The organism is Methanobrevibacter sp. (assembly GCF_045112895.1).
Classification (GTDB): domain Archaea; phylum Methanobacteriota; class Methanobacteria; order Methanobacteriales; family Methanobacteriaceae; genus Methanocatella.
In genome coordinates this window covers 1-22,791 of sequence record NZ_JBGUIH010000052.1, presented here as the reverse complement: position 1 = coordinate 22,791, position 22,791 = coordinate 1, and the positions used below count along the sequence as shown (strand labels likewise).

Annotated in this window: 24 protein-coding genes; 17 read left to right on the top strand and 7 right to left on the bottom strand. The window is 34.8% G+C overall.

What is annotated here, in order from left to right; translation table 11 throughout:
• Positions 1-87: hypothetical protein (locus ACJMLD_RS08685; protein WP_405270563.1), on the bottom strand; the 87-nt coding region annotated here is incomplete at its 3' end.
• A 397-nt stretch (positions 88-484) separates the two neighbouring features.
• Here ACJMLD_RS08685 and hmdC point away from each other — a divergent pair.
• The 10 genes from hmdC (at position 485) to mcrA (ending at position 10,487) form a co-directional block, all read left to right on the top strand.
• Positions 485-1,981, top strand: coding sequence for a 5,10-methenyltetrahydromethanopterin hydrogenase cofactor biosynthesis protein HmdC (gene hmdC / locus ACJMLD_RS08680; RefSeq protein WP_405270559.1), 1,497 nt, complete (start codon positions 485-487; stop codon positions 1,979-1,981).
• A gap of 460 nt (positions 1,982-2,441) precedes the next feature.
• Complete coding sequence (locus tag ACJMLD_RS08675) at positions 2,442-2,792, top strand: pilus assembly protein (RefSeq protein WP_405270557.1); 351 nt, start codon at positions 2,442-2,444, stop codon at positions 2,790-2,792.
• 17 nt (positions 2,793-2,809) lie between these two features.
• Positions 2,810-3,823: a molybdopterin-dependent oxidoreductase gene (locus ACJMLD_RS08670; RefSeq protein WP_405270555.1), complete on the top strand. Its 1,014-nt coding sequence runs from the start codon at positions 2,810-2,812 to the stop codon at positions 3,821-3,823.
• A 9-nt stretch (positions 3,824-3,832) separates the two neighbouring features.
• A complete protein-coding gene (locus tag ACJMLD_RS08665) occupies positions 3,833-4,972 on the top strand; it encodes a Coenzyme F420 hydrogenase/dehydrogenase, beta subunit C-terminal domain (protein ID WP_405270553.1) in 1,140 nt (379 codons plus the stop codon).
• Positions 4,973-4,981: 9 nt separating this feature from the next.
• On the top strand, positions 4,982-5,386 hold the full coding sequence (locus ACJMLD_RS08660) for a hydrogenase iron-sulfur subunit (RefSeq protein ID WP_405270551.1): 405 nt from the start codon (positions 4,982-4,984) through the stop codon (positions 5,384-5,386).
• Between the two features lie 391 nt (positions 5,387-5,777).
• Positions 5,778-6,110: a F420-dependent methylenetetrahydromethanopterin dehydrogenase gene (locus ACJMLD_RS08655; RefSeq protein WP_405270549.1), complete on the top strand. Its 333-nt coding sequence runs from the start codon at positions 5,778-5,780 to the stop codon at positions 6,108-6,110.
• Between the two features lie 71 nt (positions 6,111-6,181).
• Complete coding sequence (gene mcrB, locus ACJMLD_RS08650) at positions 6,182-7,513, top strand: coenzyme-B sulfoethylthiotransferase subunit beta (RefSeq protein ID WP_405270547.1); 1,332 nt, start codon at positions 6,182-6,184, stop codon at positions 7,511-7,513.
• 10 nt (positions 7,514-7,523) lie between these two features.
• Positions 7,524-8,018, top strand: a complete 495-nt coding sequence (gene mcrD / locus ACJMLD_RS08645; protein ID WP_405270545.1) for a methyl-coenzyme M reductase operon protein D — start codon at positions 7,524-7,526, stop codon at positions 8,016-8,018.
• A gap of 17 nt (positions 8,019-8,035) precedes the next feature.
• Positions 8,036-8,830 (top strand): coenzyme-B sulfoethylthiotransferase subunit gamma, encoded by a 795-nt coding sequence (mcrG, locus tag ACJMLD_RS08640; RefSeq protein ID WP_405270543.1) that lies wholly within the window; start codon positions 8,036-8,038, stop codon positions 8,828-8,830.
• A 1-nt stretch (position 8,831) separates the two neighbouring features.
• A complete protein-coding gene (mcrA, locus tag ACJMLD_RS08635) occupies positions 8,832-10,487 on the top strand; it encodes a coenzyme-B sulfoethylthiotransferase subunit alpha (protein WP_405270541.1) in 1,656 nt (551 codons plus the stop codon).
• 704 nt (positions 10,488-11,191) lie between these two features.
• On the opposite strand, the gene ACJMLD_RS08630 is transcribed toward mcrA, so the two are convergent.
• Positions 11,192-12,013 (bottom strand): nicotianamine synthase family protein, encoded by an 822-nt coding sequence (locus ACJMLD_RS08630; protein WP_405270539.1) that lies wholly within the window; start codon positions 12,011-12,013, stop codon positions 11,192-11,194.
• Positions 12,014-12,164: 151 nt separating this feature from the next.
• Positions 12,165-13,943 (bottom strand): ribosome biogenesis/translation initiation ATPase RLI, encoded by a 1,779-nt coding sequence (locus ACJMLD_RS08625; RefSeq protein ID WP_405270537.1) that lies wholly within the window; start codon positions 13,941-13,943, stop codon positions 12,165-12,167.
• A 114-nt stretch (positions 13,944-14,057) separates the two neighbouring features.
• On the opposite strand from ACJMLD_RS08625, the gene pth2 reads away from it, so the two are divergent.
• The 5 genes from pth2 (at position 14,058) to ACJMLD_RS08600 (ending at position 16,769) form a co-directional block, all read left to right on the top strand.
• A complete protein-coding gene (pth2, locus tag ACJMLD_RS08620) occupies positions 14,058-14,396 on the top strand; it encodes an aminoacyl-tRNA hydrolase (protein ID WP_405270561.1) in 339 nt (112 codons plus the stop codon).
• A 44-nt stretch (positions 14,397-14,440) separates the two neighbouring features.
• Entirely contained in the window at positions 14,441-15,109 is a 669-nt protein-coding gene (locus ACJMLD_RS08615) for a delta 1-pyrroline-5-carboxylate synthetase (protein ID WP_405270535.1), read from the top strand.
• A 2-nt stretch (positions 15,110-15,111) separates the two neighbouring features.
• Positions 15,112-15,273, top strand: coding sequence for a zinc finger domain-containing protein (locus tag ACJMLD_RS08610; RefSeq protein ID WP_067040441.1), 162 nt, complete (start codon positions 15,112-15,114; stop codon positions 15,271-15,273).
• A 20-nt stretch (positions 15,274-15,293) separates the two neighbouring features.
• On the top strand, positions 15,294-15,563 hold the full coding sequence (locus ACJMLD_RS08605) for an elongation factor 1-beta (RefSeq protein WP_405270532.1): 270 nt from the start codon (positions 15,294-15,296) through the stop codon (positions 15,561-15,563).
• A 486-nt stretch (positions 15,564-16,049) separates the two neighbouring features.
• Positions 16,050-16,769, top strand: a complete 720-nt coding sequence (locus ACJMLD_RS08600) for a DUF4012 domain-containing protein (protein ID WP_405270530.1) — start codon at positions 16,050-16,052, stop codon at positions 16,767-16,769.
• A 21-nt stretch (positions 16,770-16,790) separates the two neighbouring features.
• On the opposite strand, the gene ACJMLD_RS08595 is transcribed toward ACJMLD_RS08600, so the two are convergent.
• Both ACJMLD_RS08595 and ACJMLD_RS08590 read right to left on the bottom strand, forming a co-directional pair.
• A complete protein-coding gene (locus ACJMLD_RS08595) occupies positions 16,791-17,615 on the bottom strand; it encodes a type II secretion system F family protein (RefSeq protein WP_405270528.1) in 825 nt (274 codons plus the stop codon).
• An 83-nt stretch (positions 17,616-17,698) separates the two neighbouring features.
• Positions 17,699-19,126, bottom strand: coding sequence for a CpaF family protein (locus tag ACJMLD_RS08590; RefSeq protein ID WP_405270526.1), 1,428 nt, complete (start codon positions 19,124-19,126; stop codon positions 17,699-17,701).
• Between the two features lie 132 nt (positions 19,127-19,258).
• On the opposite strand from ACJMLD_RS08590, the gene ACJMLD_RS08585 reads away from it, so the two are divergent.
• On the top strand, positions 19,259-20,155 hold the full coding sequence (locus tag ACJMLD_RS08585) for a methyltransferase (RefSeq protein WP_405270524.1): 897 nt from the start codon (positions 19,259-19,261) through the stop codon (positions 20,153-20,155).
• Between the two features lie 17 nt (positions 20,156-20,172).
• Here the strand turns inward: ACJMLD_RS08585 and ACJMLD_RS08580 are convergent, their stop codons facing one another.
• Together ACJMLD_RS08580 and ACJMLD_RS08575 are read right to left on the bottom strand one after the other, a co-directional pair.
• Entirely contained in the window at positions 20,173-21,426 is a 1,254-nt protein-coding gene (locus ACJMLD_RS08580; RefSeq protein WP_405270522.1) for a tripartite tricarboxylate transporter permease, read from the bottom strand.
• Between the two features lie 109 nt (positions 21,427-21,535).
• On the bottom strand, positions 21,536-21,997 hold the full coding sequence (locus ACJMLD_RS08575) for a MarR family winged helix-turn-helix transcriptional regulator (protein ID WP_405270520.1): 462 nt from the start codon (positions 21,995-21,997) through the stop codon (positions 21,536-21,538).
• A 64-nt stretch (positions 21,998-22,061) separates the two neighbouring features.
• Between ACJMLD_RS08575 and ACJMLD_RS08570 the strand changes: the two genes are divergently transcribed.
• Positions 22,062-22,550 carry a hypothetical protein gene (locus tag ACJMLD_RS08570; RefSeq protein WP_405270518.1) on the top strand — a complete coding sequence of 163 codons (489 nt, stop codon included), beginning with the start codon at positions 22,062-22,064 and terminating at the stop codon, positions 22,548-22,550.
• The last annotated feature ends 241 nt before the right edge of the window (positions 22,551-22,791 follow it).

The following is a 22,791-nucleotide window of genomic DNA, read 5'->3' as shown; positions in this document are numbered from 1 at the left end:
TGCAACTTCACAAGCTCTTGAGAAGTTGGTAATTCCACTTGCAGCATGTGTTCTGTAACATCCTGCACCTAAAATTGCTACTTTCATTTTTTTTCGTCTCCTTAAAACATATATATTTTAATGTACTTTTCCAATAGTCTGAACTATTCAAAAAAGTTTTACTACATAGATTTAAAGCATCATATCGTCTTTTTTATTACTAAATTATGGTTTTTTATTCCATGCAGTAATAATTTATATTTAAAAGATAGCACTATTTAAAACTTGTTATTACTCTTATTTTAGTATTATTTTTTTTATTCTTTTTCTATTTTTAGTAATACTGTTATTACTATTTGTTTATTATATTGCAATTCAGTAATACTTTTTATTTGTAATATAACTAATGCAAATTAGTTTTCAGTAATACAAAATCGAAACATATTTATTAAAGATTTCACTGAAAAATATATTAGTTACTATAATTATTTTGGAGTAAATTTTCATGTATGATTTAATTAAAAGAGCTGTTCATGATGATGAAGCTGCGATTGAAATATCAAAAATGGATAAGGACATAACCTCTGTTGTTGATGCAATTTCAGAACTCTCATTGGAAGAAACCATGAAATTGGGAATGCAATTTAAAAGATTCCCATTAGGTTGTGATTTGACAGAAGTGGTTGTGGGAACATGTGCATCTGATCTGGAGCTAATGGATTTATTGGGCAATTGTAGATTGGCGGATATGATTGGTGCTCCGATTCATATTTGCGCTTATGCTTTTTCGGACATAGGTGAGAAGTTTGGAATGAGGGGAGTCGAAGTGATGAGGAAGGTTCATGAGATTGTTGATGTCCCTCTTGATTTGGATCACTTCGGAGAAAATGGTGCAATGAGGCTTCCTAAAAATATCAGCGGATGTGGAGGTGAATGCTATAATAAGGGTCCGGCATTCACGGAATGTCCTCGAGGAAGAATTCACGAGAGATTAATAGATAAAGAACTTGCTGAAAAAGACGATAAGGAAGAATGGGTCAAACTATCCTCATCTGTTGCAGTAAATGTTACCTGTGAACAGACTGGTGACGGCCATGCAGCACCAATAAGGGAAGCTGAAGACATTGCGGATTTGGCTAAAAAATATGGAAGGGGTCTTGAATCAATCATGTTTGTGGGTGATGGTTATGATGAAGTAATCACAGGATTTGAAAAATCTATTGAGATTGGTGCCGATGTCATTGTTGTTGAAGGGGGTCCATTTAACAGGTGTGAAAATACCGCAGAGGCATATGCAAAAACAATTGCGGCTGCCAGAATATTATCTCCAGGAAAAGTTGTTGCGACTAATGGGGCTTATGAACATGAGGTAAGGGCAGGTTTAAGGTCCGGTTTGAACATGGTGATTACAGGTTTTCCAAAAAATCACCACGGGTACATGTGCGGATTTGAACCGGGAACTGCCAGAAGAGGCAAGTTCGGACTTCCAAGAATTATTCAAATTATCAATGAAGAATTCCCTAACAGGGGTCTTCCAGTTCAAAGGCCGGATCTGTTGTCACTAACAACTGCCGTTAAAATTGCAGGGCCAGACTACGTATATCCAAGGAAAATCGGCGATTATCATGTTGGTGATGCGCACTGGGCAACTTTGGTCAATTCCAGAATGTATCAGAATATAGAATTAAAACACACTTTGAGTGATATTGTTGCATTGGCTGATGGAAATACTATTGCACTGCATGGCGGAAGGTTTATCTCATGGGTAATCGCTAATGAATTGGATAAATATGTTGATGAAATTATAATTTCAGATATTGACGATTGGGTATTGAGAAATACGGTCGATAACTTGCAAGGTGCATTGAATGCAACAATCATTTCTGAAAAGGATGATAAGGTTGCAGCCAATAGTGCGGACTTTTCAATTGCTTCATCAACAATGATTCCAGTCAAGGAAAGTATTCTGAAGAAAGTCCCTAATGCATTAACAATCGTTTAGATAATACTTTTTTATAAAAAAATATGCCTTAAAGTAGTATTATTTTTAAAAAAAGTATTACAATTTTTATTTTTATACTTTTGATTATATTTTCACTTTTTTATTCACTATTATTTCTTTTTTTCAGATATATGTCTGGATTATCTCTTAATTTATTGTAATAGTTATTTTATGAATTTGTTTCTTGTTTTGAGTTAATTTAAAAGATTTTATCAATTATTATTTTTTTCTTAAAAATCAATTATAATGCTTTTTTTACCAAATAATTTTATAAAATTTGTTTATTTATTTTTTAAATGATTCAATGGACTTGATTTAATCAAAATCCCTCATTTTCAACAGTAATACTTTAATAACATTTATATGGTTATTACTAGTCATTAATGTATAGATTATTAAATTAATTTTTGTTAATTTTAATAATTTAGAGATTATTTTAATAATAATTGGAGAGAGTAGTGTGGAAATAACTGTAGAAAGAATAGCCATGATTAGAGAAAATTACAATCCTAAAAATACGAATTTAAATTTGGATGTTGATTGGTCAGTCGAGTACACCAATACTGATCAGAGGGATATAAACTACGATATTGTTTTTAAATCCGCCGAATATTTAAATTTAAATTTTAAAGTTGAAGGATTAATCAGGTTAGGTGATTTTGAGGATTTTACTCATCAGGAATGTTCTCAAATTGTTTTCCATCATGCATGTAATATGTTGATGAATATGATTTCATTAACCAGACAATCAAGTTATGAGCTATTAAAAGAGGATATTAATTCTGCAGTAAATTTGGATGCTGCTTTTTAAAAATTTGGTGATGTATTATGTTTGAAATTAAACACACGTTATGCCCTTCATGCAGTGTTGGTTGTGGTATTAATGTGATTTTAGATGGTGAAGAAATTGTCGGGACTTTTCCCTATAAAAGACATCCGGTTAATGCTGGTAAAAACTGTTTAAATGGAAGAAATTCTATTGATTGCTTCAAAGACAAATTCGAAAATGTTGATTTGGAAAAAGCAATTGCTGATGCTTCAAGTGAAATTAAATCCAATAATGCATCAGATGTATCTGTAATCTGTTCTGGAAATGATAGTCTTGAAGAAATTGAAGCAATTAAAGATTTTGCCGAATCTAATGGTTTTAACATTGGATTTTATGCAAATGATTTGAAGAATTTTGAGGATGTTGCTTCATATGATGAAGTTGCACATGCAGGCAAAGTATTTGTAATCGGTGATTTGTTGTATGAAAATCCTTTAATCGGAAGAAGAATTGTTCATGCAAAGCAGAATGATGCTAAGATATATGCTGTAAGCAAAAATGAAAATGCCGTAACTTTCAACATTGCAGATGAAGTATCCATCTCATCAGTTCAGGAATTTTTAGATAAATTTGCAGGTGAAATCGATGATTCATCAGTTGTCGTATTCAATTATGTTGATGCGGCAGATGATTTGGATAAAATAGAATCTCTGAATTGTAAAGTCTTGCCTGTTTTCAGCAAGCCTAATACAAAAGGCGCTTTAGGCATCATTGATTCAAAATCTGCTGATGAAATGATAGAATTGTTTGACAACACCAAATTGTTATTGGTTTTCAATGATGATGTTGTTGATGAATTTGATTATGATTTTACTAAAATATCCAAAATCATCAGTTTATCCTGTTGCGAAAATGAAACTACAAAAATCGCAAATATTGTTATTCCTATTAAATCATGGTTGGAACAAGACGGATCTTTTGTCAATGCAATGGGTGAAGCACAAAAATTCAATTCTGTAGTTGAATCTGATAATTTGGGCATTATAGAAATTATTGAGGAATTAAATAAATAGAGGGATAATATGAGTTACATTTTAGCAAAATCTCAAAATAATGAAATTCATGAAGCAGGGGAATGTGGAGGCGCTGTAACCAGCATTCTTAAATATTTGCTTGATGAAGGATTAGTCGATGGTGTTTTAGCATTAAGTCCTCAAGATGATGTTTATGATGCGGTTCCTGTGTTCATCACTGATTCAGAGGATTTATTAAAAACTGCAGGTTCCTATCACTGTGCTCCAACTATGATAGGTGACCTTGTTCAGAAATATTTCATTGATAAAAAAGTTGCTTTCACTGTTAAGCCATGTGACATGAGGGCTACAGAAGAGCTTATTACAAGACATAAAATCAATAGGGATAACATTTATATGATCGGTTTGAACTGCGGAGGAACTGTTTCACCGGTCAGCGGAAGAGAAATGATTGATTTGTTCTACGAAGCCGACCCTGATGATGTTATAAGTGAAGAAATCGACAAAGGACAATTCATCATTGAACTTGCAGACGGCTCCGAAGAAGCAGTGAAAATCCATGACCTCGAAAAAGAAGGATACGGACGCCGTAAAAACTGCCAAAGATGTGATGTAAAAATCCCAAGAAAAGCAAACATCGCTTGTGGAAATTGGGGTGCTGAAGACGGATGGACATTCATTGAAATCAATGATGAAAAAGGCCAGGAATTAATAGACGGTGCTAAAAAGGCAGGAATCCTTGAAACAAAATCTCCTGCAGAAGCAGCCGTTGAAGGAAGGTCAAAAGTCGAAAACATCATGATTAAAATGGCTAAAAAGAGCCAAGATGCAACTTATCCGTTAGTTAGTGAAATGACCGAATGGAGTCGTTGTATCAGCTGTTATGCATGCCGTGACATTTGTCCGATTTGCTGGTGTTTTGAAAACTGTGAGTTAAACAAACCTTACTTTAAGGATGAAGCAAATATCCCTCCTAGTCCGATTGCTTTCCAAGGTGTAAGATTATCCCACATGAGCTTCAGCTGTTGCGACTGTGGCCAATGTGATGACGTATGCCCAATGGACATTCCTGTTTCATTGATATTCGATAAATTGCAGAAAAAATACTATAATAGAACTGGTTATGTAGCTGGAGTTTCAGATGATATAAAACCTCCATTATACAGTCCAGAAAAAACTGAGTTATGAGGTGATTTGATGTCTGATGATTTAAAAATTGTAGGTTTATTATGTAACTGGTGTTGTTATGGTGGTGCTGATACTGCAGGAACTGCACGTATGCAATACTCTCCAAACATAAGAATCATTCGTGTAATGTGTTCAGGAAGAATTAATCCTTCAATGGTATTCAAAGCCTTCCAGGAAGGTGCAGATGGTGTATTTGTAGGAGGATGCCATATCGGGGACTGCCACTATGATGCAGGTAACTACAAATGGTCCAGAAGATCAAAAATTGTTGAAGACATTCTTGAAGAGTTCGGAATTGAAAAAGAAAGATTCCGTCATGAATGGATTTCAGCATCAGAAGGTGAAAAGTTCCAAAGGACAATGGAGGAATTCCATAAGACTCTCACAAAACTGGGTCCATTAGAATTAGAATAGAGTTGAAAATAGTCAAGCCATATGATGATGATTGTAAATAGCTTTTTTAGCTATTTACTCTCACCGTTTAATTATCTTTCTAAGATTAGTGAGTAAAATCACTAATGTTAGAAAAATAGTTAAAATAGCGAATATTTTGATTATTTTTCGATTAATTATCCTTATGTTGATATATTCATCATTAGCCAGGTAGTATTGATTGTTGGCATAACCAATTGATATTGCTTATTTTCTCCATCAATGTAAGATAATTAATGAATTTAAAAAAAGAGATTTATATAATTATATATGGGTTTCTTTCACTGTCTACAATAGCTATTAAAGCAATCGACTCCTCACGTCTTTAATAGCTATTTTTTTTTAAAAAATTTTAAAAATACATGTGAAAACTATGTTAGTAAAAATTGATATTAATAAAAGTGTTAATACTGGTACTCCACCAGTAATTGACATATTGTTAGACGAAAGAGCAGACAGGCCAAATGCCGATGTAATGACTTTTGGATCTGGAGCAAAAATGAATTCTGAACAAGTAAACGGCACCATGCCTAAAATAGATGCATTTAAACTGGATTCTAAAATATTCATTAGTCCAAGCCCTGGATTACAGGGCGCTTCTGGTGTAATTGGAATCAAAAAAACGAACGGCACTATTTTAAGAACTTCTCGCATGGAAGAAGGCAATCTCGGTTGTAAAAGAGAGTTAATTTCAAAACCAGAATAACTGATTTTTTATAAATTACTTTTTTTATAATAGGATATTTATTTTAATAATTTATTTAAGGAGATTACTCTATGAAAATTTATGATGATGAGTTAGACCTCTATGGTCCAGATGGAAAAATATTAGAAGAATCAGTTCCATTGGAATCTGTTAGTCCACTTAAAAACTCTGCCATACAAGAGATGATCTATGATATTAAAAGGTCAACTGCCGTAAATTTGGCTGGGATTGAAAAAGGTTTAAAAAATGCGGCCATGGGTGGAAAATCCACATATATTCCGGGTCGTGAATTGGATTTGGATATTGTTGAAAATTCAGATATTATTTCAGAAAAAATCAGAAAAATTCTTCAGGTTAATGAAGATGATGATACTACTGTTGATCAAATTAATGATGGACAGCAATTATTGGTGCAACTCCCATTTGAACGTATGAATGTGGCTGCAGATTATTCTGTAGCAACAATGCAAACTGGGTCTGCAGTTATTCAAGCAATTATTGATAGTTTTGATATTAACATGTTCGATGCATCAACAATTAAAACTTCTGTAATGGGTGCTTATCCAAGAACTGTTGACCTTTCAGGTGCAAACATTAGCGCACTTTTAGGGCCTCCAGTTCTTTTAGAAGGATTAGGTTATGGTTTAAGAAATGTTATGGCTAACCATGTGGTCGCTATTACAAATAAACAAACATTAAATGCAGCAGCTTTATCTTCAATCATGGAGCAAACTGCAATGTTTGAAACAGGCGATGCCACTGGTGCTTTTGAAAGAATGCATTTATTGACTTTGGCTTATCAGGGTTTGAATGCAGATAATCTTGTTTTTGACATTGTTAAAGAAAATGGCAAAGGAACTGTCGGTACTGTTATTCAATCATTAGTAAGTAGGGCAATTGAAGATAATGTCATTCGCGTTGCTAAAAAGATGCCTTCCGGATATAACATGTATGAACCAGTAGACTGGGCATTATGGAATGCATATGCTGCAGCGGGATTGCTGGCGGCGGTCATTGTTAATATTGGTGCTGCAAGAGCTGCTCAAGCGGTTGCATCTACAGTTTTATATTATAATGATATGTTGGAATATGAAACTGGGCTTCCAGGCGTAGATTATGGTAGGACTGAAGGTGTTGGTGTAGGATTTAGTTTCTTTTCACATTCGATTTATGGTGGTGGAGGTCCGGGTACTTTCCATGGAAACCACGTAGTTACAAGACATGCTAAAGGAACTGCTATTCCTTGCGCATCAGCTGCAATGTGTCTGGATGCTGGTACACAGATGTTTTCAGTAGCCAGAACCTCTTCATTAATTGGAATTGTTTATGGTACAATTGACAATCTTAGAAATCCAATTCCGAATGTTGCTAAAGTTGCGGCTGAAATTAAAGATAGTCTTTAAAGGTGTTCTTATGGATGAATCAGAAAAAATTAATGTCATTGACATTAAGATTGTTCCTAATAGATATTTAAAACCCAACACTACTGAAAAGATCTTGAATAGGATTTACGAACTTGATGGTCATCAAAGGATATTGATTCATGGCCCGTCAATCCCACTTAAGGTATTTTATGGGCCTGGTAAAGGTCACATTGTCAATCATACTGATAGAAAAGAGATAGACATTAATGGAAATACGGTTGAATTAAGGGTCATGGTCGGTGATATTGTCATTACAGTTGACATGTCTAAATTTGATGAATTTATGGATAATCTGCTTGTAATTTTGGATGAGGATGTCCCATGCGATTATTCGCTGATGGTCGGCATTTTCACAAGAACAAAATCAACAATTACCGATTATTTGAAATATGGGAATAATTTTGAAAGCGTTATTGATGAAAGATACATTGGTTTAGTTGATTCTCGTGCAAGAACATCAGAAACTGTGAAAGTAATTAAATAATATTATGTTGGTGAATTATGGAATATAAAGCTCAATATGGTCCTGGTGAAACAAAAATCGCTGAAAATAGAAGAAAGCATATGAATCCGGACCATGAATTTAAAAAAATTAGGGATATATCCGATGAAGGTTTAGTGAAGATTTTAGGCCATAGGAACCCTGGTGAAAGTTATAAAACAGTTCATCCTCCATTGGCTGAAATGGAAGATGATGGAGATATAATTAAAAGTATTGTCGAACCTACTCCTGGTGCTGCAGAGGGTATTAGGGTTAGATACATCCAATTTGCAGATTCCATGTATAATGCTCCGGCACAGCCTTATGATAGGGCTAGGACATATATGTGGAGATATAGGGGTGTAGATACAGGAACATTGTCTGGAAGACAGGTAATTGAAATCAGAGAACAGGACCTGGAAAAAATTTCTAAAGAATTAGTCGAAACTGATATTTTCGACCCTGCTAGATGTGGCATGAGGGGTGCAACCGTACACGGACATTCTTTGAGGCTTGATGAAAACGGTTTGATGTTTGATGGTCTTCAGAGGTACATCTTTAATGAAGAAGATGGTCATGTATATTATGTTAAAGACCAAGTCGGCCGTCAGTTGGATGAGTTCATCGATGTAGGAGTTCCTTTGGATGAGGAATATTTAAAAGAGATTACTACAATCTATAGGGAAGACAATATCGGTATGAGGCAAGATAAGGAAGCTCTTGAAGTTGTAGAGAATATCCATACTGCACGTACTAAAGGAGGATATGGAATGGAAGTATTCTCTAAAGATTTGAAAAAGAAATTGGGTGAATAACATGGCTTTAGAGGATAAGAAATTTTTAAACGCTTTAAATCAAAAATTCAAAGGTGAAGATCAAGAAAGTGACCACACCAGTTTTTACTGCTTTGGGGGTTGGAAACAATCTGAAAGAAAAAGAGAGTTTAACGATGCTGCTGAAAAATTAGCAAAAGAAAGAAACATGCCATTTTATAATCCTGATATCGGCGTACCATTAGGCCAAAGACAATTGATGGCATATAAAATTTCAGGAACCGATGACTACGTTGAAGGTGATGACTTACACTTCTGCAACAATTCAGCAATCCAGCAATTGGTGGATGACATCAAAAGAACAATCATTGTCGGAATGGATACTGCCCATTCAGTATTGCAAGAAAGATTGGGTGTAGAGGTTACTCCGGAAACAATCAATGAGTATATGGAAAACATTAACCATGCGCTTCCGGGCGGAGCTGTTGTTCAAGAACACATGGTTGAAGTGCATCCTAGCCTTGTTGATGACTGCTATGCTAAAATTTTCACCGGAAATGATGATTTAGCAGACGAATTGGATAAAAGGGTGTTAATTGACATTAACAAGGAGTTCCCTGAAGACCAAGCTGAAATGCTTAAAAAATATGTCGGAAATAAAACTTATCAGGTTAGTAAAGTTCCTACACTTGTTGTAAGGGCTTGTGATGGAGGTACTGTTTCTAGATGGTCTGCTATGCAGATTGGTATGAGTTTCATTAATGCATATAAGCTATGTGCTGGTGAAGCAGCTATTGCTGACTTTTCATATGCTGCAAAACACGCGGATGTTATTGGTATGGCGGCATTTTTGCCAGCTAGGCGTGCAAGAGGTCCTAACGAACCCGGAGGTGTTGCATTCGGTACACTTGCAGATATTGTTCAAACTTCAAGAATCTCTAATGACCCTGCTGAGATTACTTTGGAGGTTATTGCTGCAGGTGCAGTATTGTATGACCAGGTATGGCTGGGATCATATATGTCCGGGGGCGTAGGATTTACTCAATATGCTAGTGCAACCTATACTGATGATATTCTGGATGACTTCATTTACTATGGGATGGACTATGTGGAGGATAACTATGGATTGTGTCAAGCCGAGTTAAGCATGGATACCGTTCGCGATATTGCTACAGAAGTGACTCTTTATGGATTGGAGCAATATGAAATTCCGACCCTTTTGGAGACACACTTTGGCGGGTCCCAAAGGGCATCTGTGATATCTGCAGCGGCAGGCTGTTCTGCAGCATTTGCAACTGGAAACTCAAATGCTGGCGTAAATGGTTGGTATTTAAGTATGATTTTACATAAGGAGGCTCATTCCAGACTTGGTTTTTATGGTTATGATTTGCAGGATCAAGCAGGTGCGGCAAATTCATTGTCCGTTAGAAGTGATGAAGGTCTTATTCATGAATTAAGGGGGCCAAATTATCCAAACTATGCTATGAATGTAGGTCACCAGCCGGAATATGCTGGAATTGCTCAAGCGCCTCATGCCGCAAGGGGAGATGCGTTTTGTACTAATCCTTTAATTAAAATAGCTTTTGCAGATGATAATAACACGTTTGATTTCAAACATGTTAGAAAGGAAATTGCTAAAGGAGCATTGAGGGAATTCATGCCGTCTGGTGAAAGAGGCATAATCATTCCATCTGGATAAGAGCAGCCATATTAATACTTTTTTATAAGAATGTATTACATTGTGTAGTATTATTTTTATAAAAAGTATTACATTTTTATTTTATCATTAGAAAGAGTTTAATGTTGTTTTAACTGTTTATATCTATTTATTTAACTAATAGTTTTTTTAAAATCTATTTTTAAATAATTTATATATTATTAAAGGTTATTTTATAATTTAAATTAATTTTAAGGATTTATTAAATTATTATCTTTTTTCGAATGGGAGTGAAGAGCACTTGTTTTTTTATAATTAAGATAAACATCACTTTTTAGTATGTTTAAATAATATATATTTCTTTATTATCAATTTAAATCCATATTTGAAGAGTAATACTTTAATAACATTTATATGGTTATTACTAATTAGTATAGTATAGATTATCAAATTACCTCATTTTGATAATCTTATATGTCCATACCTCAATTATAAAAATTGGCCATATAACTAACGTAAATAGCTACTCGTAGCTATTTACACTCTATCTTCAATGCCTTTCTAAGATTAGTGAGCTTATCACTAATGTTCGAAAGATATTGCAGATGTCTTTCAAATGCTTCATAGTATTTGAGAAAAATTGCATTAGTCAGCCAGTCAAATTTTAAGATTAATACACCATTCTAAATGGTGGTAATTTAGTCTCTCTATAGTTATTAAAGTAACTCCTCACTTTAATAACTATTTTATACTATTTTTCTAATCAAAACTGAAGTGTTATTTGTTTTTCCGGTTGGCAATACCATAACTTCCTTGTGGAATCCTCTTGTATCCTTATCAACAACTGGCGCATATAGTATTGCTCTCATACCTGTGTAGGTTCTGTAGATTAAAGGGGTCTTTTCATCTATGAATTCCCAAATGTTTGCAAATACCCTTTCTTTAGGTTCTGCAAGTGCAGCAACCATCAGGATATCATAGTCAAGATCTGCAATTGAGTTTTCATCGCCGACTACAATTTTGATGTCCTCATCAAGACCTAATTTCTTCAATACTTTTCTTGACAGCTCTGCAACTTCTTCCTGTATTTCTATTCCGATGCATTTGCATCCGTATACCATGTTGAACATAATCAATGTCAATGGAAGAGGTCCGCTTCCTAAAAATACGAAGGTTTTATCTTCATTGAACTTTGCCAGTTGGCTTTCATTGTTTAACAATCCGATATATCTTTCATAGAACTGGAATGAATCCAATGTTTCTTTAGGATTGTCTGATTCCAATATTTTTAAAGCATTTTCGGTTTCAAGTCTTGCACCGATGTATACATAGAATTTACGAATCAATTGCAATGCCTTATTCATCTTTTCGTCATCGAGAATGTGTTTTGCTGAGTCGAAATCGATTTCTCTGTCATGTGCTATGATTTCCACTTCATCCAAAATTTCAATAATTTCATTAATGTCAACATCATCGAGGGCAGAATCTCCGTATTTATCCAAATCGCCATAGCTTGAGAGTTTATCAGCTATTTCTTCAATCTTTCCCCAATATTTATAGCAACTCATTTCAATCACTTAAATTATTTTTTAGTATTCTTTTATACTTTAAAATATATAAATGTTTTAGAATTTGAAATAAAGCGCTTGATGTTCTTAAAAATTAGTATAAAATTATTACTTATGATTTTAATAAAAAAAAGTATTAAAAAGGGAATATCTAATCGGATAGATAATAATATTCTCCTTTTTCTTTCTGCTCACGATCTTTATAGCTGTCGAGCTTGTTGACTCTTGGCCTTTTTGTCTCCTTATCCCTTCTGAATGTAATGTTCAGATTTCCTAAAAATTCGTTCATTGCATTTCTAAGGTCGGTCGGCTTTGAAGCGTGACCGTTCAATCCGGGAGTTCCGTTGAACACCATTGCCCTATCTGATATGTAGTCGATAAATACGATGTCGTGATCAACAATGAGTGAGGCCACGTTTTTGCTTTCAATCATCTTACGAATGACTCTTGCGGCAATCAGCCTTTGCTCAACATCCAAAAATGCGGTCGGTTCGTCAAAAAGATAGATTTCCGCATCTTTTGCAAGTGTTGCGGCAATCGCCAATCTTTGAAGTTCCCCACCACTCAATCCTTTGACCGGTTTGTCGAGCATTTCATTCAATCCGAATGGAATCATGATTTCGCTTTCAAAAATCTTGCTTCCGAAACTTGGTGCATTCATGTATAAGAAGTCACTCACAGATCCTTCAAAGTCAGTTACAATGTATTGCGGCTTGTAGGCAATTGTAGCTTCTTCATCAACTTCTCCGGCTGTCGGCTCTTCCACGCCGGCCAGCATTTTCGCAAAGGTTGTCTTACCGATACCGTTTGAACCGAATGCGGTCACGATTTCATTGTAGAATATGTCTCCGGCGTCGGCAGATAATTTGAATCCCTCATAATCTTTGCTGATGTCGGTGTAGCTTGCAATGGCATCTCCTTCGTCTTCCGGAGTCGGTGGCCTTATGGTAAATTCGATTGCATTTTTCCTGATTCTTACATTTTCCTCTGCCAGGAATCCCTTGATGTATGCATTGATGCCTAAGCGAACGCCTTTTCTTCCTGATACGACACCATATCCTCCGGGAGTGCCGTATAATATATGAATATTGTCGGATAATGCATCAAGTGTTGCAAGGTCGTGCTCGATTACAAGAACGCTTTTTCCCTCTTCGGCCAAAGATCGGATTACTTTAACAGCATTCAATCTCTGGGACACGTCAAGCCAGGAAGTAGGTTCGTCAAAGTAATAGAAATCACCTTCTCTCAGTACTGTTGCAGCTATTGCAACCCTTTGAAGCTCACCGCCGCTCAAGTTTTCCATTTTCCTGTCCAGGACATTTTCAAGCTGCAGCTCTTTTGTAACATAGTCGAGCTTGTCCCTTTCATTTACATTATTGAGCAAATCCTTAACTTTGCCTTTAACAACTTTTGGAAGTTTATCTACCATCTGCGGCTTCATTATGGTTTTCACATTGCCTTCGGACAGGTCCCTGAAATATTTCTGAAGTGCTGAACCCTTATAGAATTCAATAACCCTGTCCCAGTTTTGGGGAGGATTTTCAAAGTCTCCAAAATTAGGGATTAGATTTCCAGCTAAAATGTTCATTATAGTGGATTTACCAATACCGTTCTGACCTAAGAGACCCAAAACGGTTCCTTCCTCTAGGCTTGGAAGTCCAAATAGTTCAAACTGGTTTTGACCAAATCTATGGATAGGCTCTCCTATGGCTTCAGGCAGGTTAATAATAGTAACAGCATCAAATGGGCAGCGATTTGTGCAAATTCCGCACCCTTCACATAATTCCTCTGATATCAACGGTTTTTTTGTATCTTCATCAATTACAATGGTATCTTCTTCCATTCTAACGCCAGGGCAATAATTAATGCAAAGATAATCACATTTTTTGGGTTGACATCTGTCTTTGTCTAAAATTGAAATACGACTCATTATAATCTCCTTAAAATATAATCATTTAAGTTTTTGTAATTTCTATTTAATTAAATTATGTTAATTTTCAAAAAACTTTTTAATTCAATAGTTAAATATCTATTATTGGTTAAGATGAAACAGGTAATGATTGTAAGAACAGATTTGAAAATGCGCAAAGGCAAGATTGCGGCACAATGCTGCCATGGATCCATTGGCGCTTATAAAAAAACCGCTCCCGAAAAGATTAGAAAATGGGAAAATGAAGCTTATGCTAAGGTAATTCTAAAAGTTCAAACCAAAGAGGAGTTGATCGAACTTAAGAAATTGGCTGACGAAAAGGGAATTTCCAATTATCTTGTAGTTGATGCTGGGCGTACTCAGATACCTACATCAAGCATCACAGTTTTGGCCCTCGGCCCGGATGAGGATGAAATAATCGATGAAGTGACTGGGGATTTAAAACTTTTATAGATTAATATCAATTTGATGATATCTGCTTTTAATCAGATGAGGTTGTGATTATTATCATAAAACAGGTTATAAAAATTGGGGGAAGCTTATTCCCAAATTATGCAATAGATTTAGCAGAGAAACTTAAAGGCACCAATTCATGCATTGTTTTAGGTGGAGGGGAATTTGCAAATCTTATTCGCAAATACAATGATGAACAACATTTTTCAGAAGAAGTAAACCATTGGGCAGCCATCGATTGTATGGACATTATGGCTAAGCTTACCAATGATAAAGTCGAATCTGCAAAACTGGCATATTCCATTGATGAGATTAATCAAATCTCCGATGATGGTTTCACTCCTATTTTTATATCTTCCAAGTTTTTAAGGGATGAAGATCCTTTTGAATGTAGTTGGGATGTGACTTCAGATTCAATTGCGGCTTATGTTGCACATGCCCTAAATGCAAAGCTTTTAATAGTAACAAATGTAAATGGTATATATACCCAAGAACCTAAGGAGCCGGGTTCAACATTCATAAGTAAAATCGATGCATCAACATTACTAACTTTTCCAGAGACATCGGTTGATGTAATGTTGCCTTCTCTTTTATTAAAGTTCGGGTCTAATTGTTATGTTGTGAATGGGAAGTACCCTGAAAGGGTTTTATCTTTAATAGATGATAATATAAATGATTATAACTTCGATTACACACAAATAATAGGTGAATAAAAATGAAAACTGTAGAATGCATTTCATGTAAACAAGAAATTCCATTAACCGGACCGTTCGTAGAATTTGAATGTCCGATGTGTGGAGCAAAAATCGCAAGATGTGAGAAATGCCGTACCTTTGGTCACGGTTACAAATGTGAATGTGGTTTCGAAGGACCATAGATTTAAATGGAGGAATTAGAATGGGTGAAGTATTAACTACTATGAAAATCATGCCGGACAGTCCCGACATAGATTTAGAAACAATCAAATCTACTATTGAAAGTTCCATGCCTGAAGGCGCTAGAATCCACGAAATTTCAGAAGAACCAATTGCATTTGGTTTAGTAGCTGTAATTTTACAATTCATCACTGAAGATGGTGAAGGCGGATCTGAAGCTGTTGAAGAAATGGTTCAGGCTATTGATGGCGTAGCTAGCTTTGAAGTTACTGGCGTTGGAAGATTAATGTAAATAATCTTTCAAATCTATTTTTATTTTTTTTCTTATTTTTAAAATTTTTTAGGCAAACCTAAATAAATCAAAACATTTATAAGTCTCTTGCGACAACATTAGAAATAGTGATGAAAATTAGGTCTACCTAAAAATCTAATTTTAATTGCTGAACTCCGAATTTTATTAAATTGGTTCTAATTTAATAAGATGCATATAACTACTCTCACGAAATTAAATATGGTTGCCATATTTAATTTCACAATATTTATGGTTAATGGGCGAGAATCATGGCAGAAAATGAAAATAAACCAAAATGTTGTACAACCGATACAAAAGATCCAAAAAAGGAAAAGAGCATTTTTCAAAAAATATGGTGCTTCTTTTTTGGATGCAATTGTCATTAGACTTTAATTTCAATTCTAATTTTCTTTTTTTTGATAATATTTAAGTATAATAAAATAGATAGTAATTCTATATATTAAACTAATTTTAGTGGGTAATACTATGGATAGGACAAAAAAACTGATTATTGCAATTATAATCGTTGTTTTAATTGGATTATGTGCGATTATTGCTAGCGCTTTATTTATGGGTGGCGACACTAATCTTGATGAAGGTAGTAAAAATATTTTAGTTTGTGCTATCGATGAAAGTGAAGACAGGCCTGGTATGGGCGCTTGTGATATGGCGTTTATTGTACATATAGAAAATGGTACTCTCAAGGACTACACTCCATTTTATCCGGGGGGCATGACACACCCTAATGCCACAGAACCTCTTGAAGCTCAAGAGCAGGGTGCTGGATCTGCACTATTGATGCACGATGCATTTTGGGATGCAGATAATTATAAAGGAATGCAACTTGCAAAAGAAATTGTTGAATATCGATCAAATATTCCAATTGATTCCGTTGTAGCGATTAATACTCAGGCTTTAGATGCTGTACTTGATGCTGCAGCACCATTGGAAGTTAATGGCAAAACATTAAATGCAAGCGGTCTTGATTTCATCCGTGAAGAGGACTGGGGTAATGGTGTTGATAGGGGGGATGCAGTAATGGAAATTGTTAAAGCAGCTGCAAACTCTTCAAAAGATCCTGTTAAAAAATCAGCAATGATTAATGCGGCGATTGATCAATACTCAAAAGGTAATATTATTATGGACCAACAAGGTGCATTCGTTGGTTTATTAGCTTCAAAAGGAATTGAAACATTTTTCCATTAATTCCTTTTTTCTTTTTTTTAATCATATTTTAGGTTCTAATTTTTTTATAAATATTCCCATAAACATCACTATCATTGGAAAAAACATGGAATAAATTATTAATAATAAGCTTGAAGGGATTATGTCTCCCATAACGGTAGATCCAGCCATCAACATTATCAAACCTATAACTGGGGTTAAGATGGCTACAAATGTGTAAATTAAAATAAAAGAATTCAATCTTTGAGAATATTCTTTTAGTTTTATTTGCATGTCAAAAGAGATGTCTTTTGCAATTATATTCAAACTATCGGATAAGTTGCCCCCTATTCTTAAAGTCCCTATTATCTGCTGTGTTGCTCTGGACAGTCCATCTGATTTGACCCTGTGTGACATTTCAAGCAATGAGTCCTCTGTTGATTTGCCGAATTTCACTTCTTCAAGAACCCTTTTGAACTCTTTTGATAGCGAACCGTAATTTGCATTACTTATCGCAATCAATGCATCATGAAGTCCTTTTCCGGATTTTAATTCAATTCCCATGTGTCTTAATGCATAGGGTAGCTCTTGATTCAAGTCCGAATAGTTTCTTTCTTCTTTAATTGATGGATAATAGAAAATGAAAATATAAATCATACTTATCATTGTTAAAAATATTCCGCAAATCTCTAAACCAGTCAATATGAGCAATAATAAAGACAGGATTATGATTGTTAGGATTAATTGTTTGGTTAGCATATATTTCAGCAAAATATTGCGTATGCCATATAATCGGCCCTCTTCCTTTTTTGAATTTGCAGTATCTATATCAAAATTCAATTTTTTAAATATCTCCAGATTATTTTCATCATCCTTTTCGGATTCCATATTAAATTTGATATCTTTTAAAAAATCAATCAGGGATATTGCCAGATTCCCAATGAATATAAAAAAATTGCTTAAAATAACAATCACCTATTCAACATGATTCTGTCTAAAACCTTTTTTGGATTTTTATAGTATAGCTCTAAAACTGCATTAACATCTTCAACAGAGCGAATATCATGACTTACCATATGTTCTAAAACAAGTTCTCGGTTTCCGATTTCATGATGCAGTTCATTTATTGACTTTCCGCTCAGATTTGCAATTTGGGATAATGTTTTGCTGCTTACGCTAACATTTTCAATAATGTCCATTTCCGGATTCCATTGGAATATCTTGTTTAATTGGATTACTCCTTCTTCAATTCCAACCACTTCCGCCACTTCACTGATTCTCCTATATGAAACTCCCGATGGGGTATAGATTCTATTCTGCATTATGATGAAGTCAATAGCCTGAATCATTATTTCCGGAACGGACATAGGTTCGTTAGTTAGCCTTGTGATGGTTTCCCTAGCATCATTAGAATGCAAAGTTCCAAATCCGGAATGGCCGGTATTCAGTGCAGTAAACAATGTTATCGCCTCTTCTGCCCTGACCTCCCCGACTATAATTCTGTCGGGGCGCTGTCTTAAGGAGTTTTTCACTAAATCGTTCATGGTCAATTCCCCTTTGTTCTCAACATTTGCAGGACGGGTTTCCATCCGGATTACATGTTCATGTGGAATTTGAAGTTCTAAGGTATCTTCAATGGTGATTATTCTTTCTTTGGGGTTGATGAAGGCTGAAAGAGCATTTAATGTGGTTGTTTTGCCTGAACTTGTTCCCCCTGAAATAATTGCATTCGCTGATTTTACTCCTAGCCCGTCAAAGCATAACCAGAAAAATGCAGCCAATTCGATGGAAATGGTTTTTGAGTTTATCAGGTCAATTATTGTCAGCGGGTCTTTTTTGAATTTACGAATTGTAAGCGAAGGTCCGTCTGCTGAAACTGGGGGGATTGTGGCGTTTATTCTTGATCCGTCAAGCAATCTTCCATCTAAGATTGGTGATTCCTGGTCAATTCTTCTGTTGATTTGTCTTGCAATTGAATCTATAAGGTCTCTTAACTCTTGATCATCGCTGAATTTGATGTTCGTTTTCATCATTCCATATTTCCTGTGGTAGACAAAGACAGGTTTGTTTATTCCTATTATCATGATCTCTTCAAGATCGTCATCCTGAATCAATGGGTCAATTTCACCATACCCAACTAAATCTCTGAGCAGCTTATATGATAACCTATCCAAATATTCATTTGTGATGTCGTTATTTTGAGGGTTTTCAGATAACCTTACAAATAAGAAGTTCTTTATGTCATTTAGTAACTTCTCTTGATTTGGCTGGTAATTTTCACCGGATGATATAGCTAAATCAACTAAGTTTTCACGAATTTCACCTAAAAGAATTTTTTCCTTAGGAGAATAATTTTGTTTAAAAATGTCATATTGCGGTATAATCTCATTATTGTTCATATTTTCACCAAAGGAGGTTTTTAATTACATTTAGAGATTAGTAATACTAATTTATATAGTTTTTATTACTTTTGACGGCATAATTTTAAATATGAATCAAAAATATATCATTAAATAATTGTGGTGTTGTCTATGATGAATCTGGATGAAAAAATTAGCTCACTTAAGGAATGCGAAAAATGTCGGGATGTTCAAGTGAAGAAATTCTCACCATTAAAAGAATTGATTGATTTCAGCGAACTTGATGGGGGATATATGAAATGCGAATGTGGAAAAAGACCTCTTGACATTGTAATGAGCCATATTCTAAAAATCATGATTGAATCTGGGATAGTTCCCGAAAAAGCAACTTTAAGGCGAAACTCTCCGGTTCCATTATCCGAATTTTATTACAGTAGTTTAAACCCACAATTCATTGGAGAAAAATCATTAATATTGCTTCATAAGGATTTTACAAAAGATGTGGCTTCAAGATTAATCGGTGAAGTTCCGGAAGTTAAATGTGTCCTAAAAGGAAGTCCCCAAATACCTACAGGACAGTTCGATAAGGATTCCGAAATCAATCACTTTGAAATCTTGGAGGGTGATGATGAGCAAATAAATGTCATGAGGACACTGCTTAAAGAGAAGGTTGTTATAGTAAAAAACCAGTCCCAACACCATATTGAAGTGGCAATGACCACAGAACAAAAATTGTTAAGGCTGCACAACTATCTGGACAACAATGGAATCAAAAAAGGAGTGGCTGTCGATGCAATGTGCGGCCTTGGAGCATTGGGAATCTATTTATTAAAATATGGATTTGAGAAGGTAATCTTCAATGACATAAACCCTGAAATGATTGAAACCTTAAGGAAAAATCTGGAAATAAATGATGTTAATAAAGGATTTGAAATCTATAACGAAGCGTTTGAGGATTTGGAAGTTGAACATGCTGACTTGTGTGTGATAGATGCATATCCTGGAGCAGATATCTCTGAAATTACAGAAAAAGCTGAAAGAATAGCGGATAATGTGATTATTATCTAATTTTTAATTCCTACACTCTAAATAAACATCTGAAAATAAATAACGATGGCTGGAATAATCAAAACTCCCATCAAATGGGATTTTCCGATGCCAATATAGTGGGGCAACATTCCCATTGCAGTTGATGTAATCAAGGCCAACGTCATATATCCTAGAGGAGCTTTGTAGTAAAAGATAAAGACATATAAAATCATAATTTGGAGTAGAATCACTCCAATGGACAATTTCTTATAATCAACACCATTCATCAATCTGGAAAAGGAATCACCTATCTTTAAGGATAGTGCTAATGAAACGGAAACTGCTAGAAGAGATGCGAAAATAAATATCACCAAATGATTCATGCTCATCTCGGAAATCAGATAGGACATATAGACAGCTATTCCGCTTCGGGGGTTTCCGATGATGTAGATTGCAATTAGGGAAAATAAACAGTCTGAAATATTAAGTCCTGATGTTGCAAGCAAAAAATTAACCGTATCGTCATCATCATTGTCATTTGCACCGCTTACGGCCTGGGCTATTACGGTTCCCTGTGCAGGTCCAAATCCTGGAAGAAATCCTAAAATGGCTCCCGTTATTCCTCCTGCAAAGATGCTTTTGAATTTATCATAATCAATGTTCAATTCATAAAATGGGTTTTGATGGGGTATTGTTGATGAATCGTTTAGGCTGAATAGTATTGTGCTTATTCCGAACAGTCCGGAAAATACGCACATTAATGTTACGCCAGAGGATATAGGGCTTTGAAATATGATCCAACCTAATGTTCCGGAAAGCACAAACAGCAATAGGGACCATAAGAAATCTCGGAAGTTTGCAGTTAAGCTGTAGGTTAGATAAACTGATGCAACAAGCAGAATCATCCATGTATACGGTTTTGAAATGTCATGTAAAATGGGCAGTAGTATTGAAAAGATTGGAAGCATTAATATGGTCACGATGATTGCTCCAAACCCTCCAACACAGACAATTCTTATGACTTCCTTTGATCTTCCTTGCAATACCATTCGATGTCCTGGAAGTATTGATGTTGCCGTGCCTTCTTGTGGGACTCCTAAAAGCATCGATGGCACAAATTCGGTTAATGCATGTGCTATTGACATTGAAACCATCAATACGCAAAGAAATTCAGGTGACACTTGTGATAATAGAAAATTCGATGATGCAAACAGTATTGCTCCTGCAGTATTGACATGTATTCCAGGTATGATTCCTGTTGTCGTTCCAATTAATATGCCTATAAAACAAGCTATAACCAACTCTATCATAGCTATTAATTATTCAAATAAATATTTAAACTTTGTTTAATCTATTTTGGAATATTTAAGCAGTATAATGGAATTGAGGTTATTTTAAAAATTTGATTTCAAATGGTGACTAGAATCTTCTTCTATTGAACTCTAGCGATTTCATTGAAATCTGGGATAACAATTCAAGTAAGTCTTCACGGGAGATATCTAATTCTTCACAAATCATATCGTCCCATTCCTTCTCCTTTTGGATTAGAAATTTAGATGTTTCAACTCCTTTTGGAGTTAATTTAATCTTATATGCACGCTTATTGTTCTCATCAATTTCTCTTTCAATCAAACCTTTTTCTTCAAAGTCCTTGAAAGCTCTTGAAACGCCGCTTCTATCCATAAGGCAGGCTTTTGCAATATCTGACTGATTTGTTCCCATTTCATAATATAAAAAGAGCAGCATATAGTATTGGCTTGGAAGTATGTCGGTTCCAGCTTTAATATGCTTGCTGATGTAGAAATCATGAGTTTTGCTTAATGTAATCAAATGATTTATTAAAAATGGGGAATCCTTAATTATATCATCATATTCAATCATAAAAGTCACTTAGCATTATTTCTGTATATTAATCTTTATATACTATTTGTAACAATTTAGTAACATGAAAAGAAAAATCATCATCATTTTAGCAATAATTGCGATTTGTCTGGTCTTATTAAGCCCGGTATGCGCCAAACAGAAAGTCAAAATAAAAATTTCCACCGATGAATACCCGTTGAATAATAAGGGGATAATAGTAATCAAATTAGTCGACAGCAAAGGAAAGCCGGTTAAATCAGCAGGCAAGATAAACTACACAATCACAGATAAAAACGGCAATTATGTCTGGAAATGCAAATCGTATACTGGCGAGATTCGAGAAAAATATGACATTGGGGAATATAAAGTCAAAGTAGTCTTTAAAGGGGATTCCCATTATAAGAAAGCTAAAAAAACAAAAAGTGTTGTTCTGAATCCATTCGACCCGTATCTTTATTATGATGATCATCAATGGGGTTTAAACCAGGAAATTGATGATTATATTGAATATAACTACTGGGATGAGGAAATATATGATGATCCTTACACTTATGACGGTGAAGGATATTAATTTTAAAAAAAGAGATTTAATTGGTGTTTATTTTGAGGAGAGTAAACACCAATTCGTGTTTTTTCGGAAAATTATTTGGCAGATAGATTTTCCTGCGTATTAAATTAGAAAATTGTGGAAAGCTAATTTAATACAAGTATGTATTTTGGAGATTGTATTATTATTGACTAATAATATGTTTTGTTAAGTGAAAAATTTAGGCGTACCTAAATTACATCTCACTTGTATTAAAGTTTGTTGT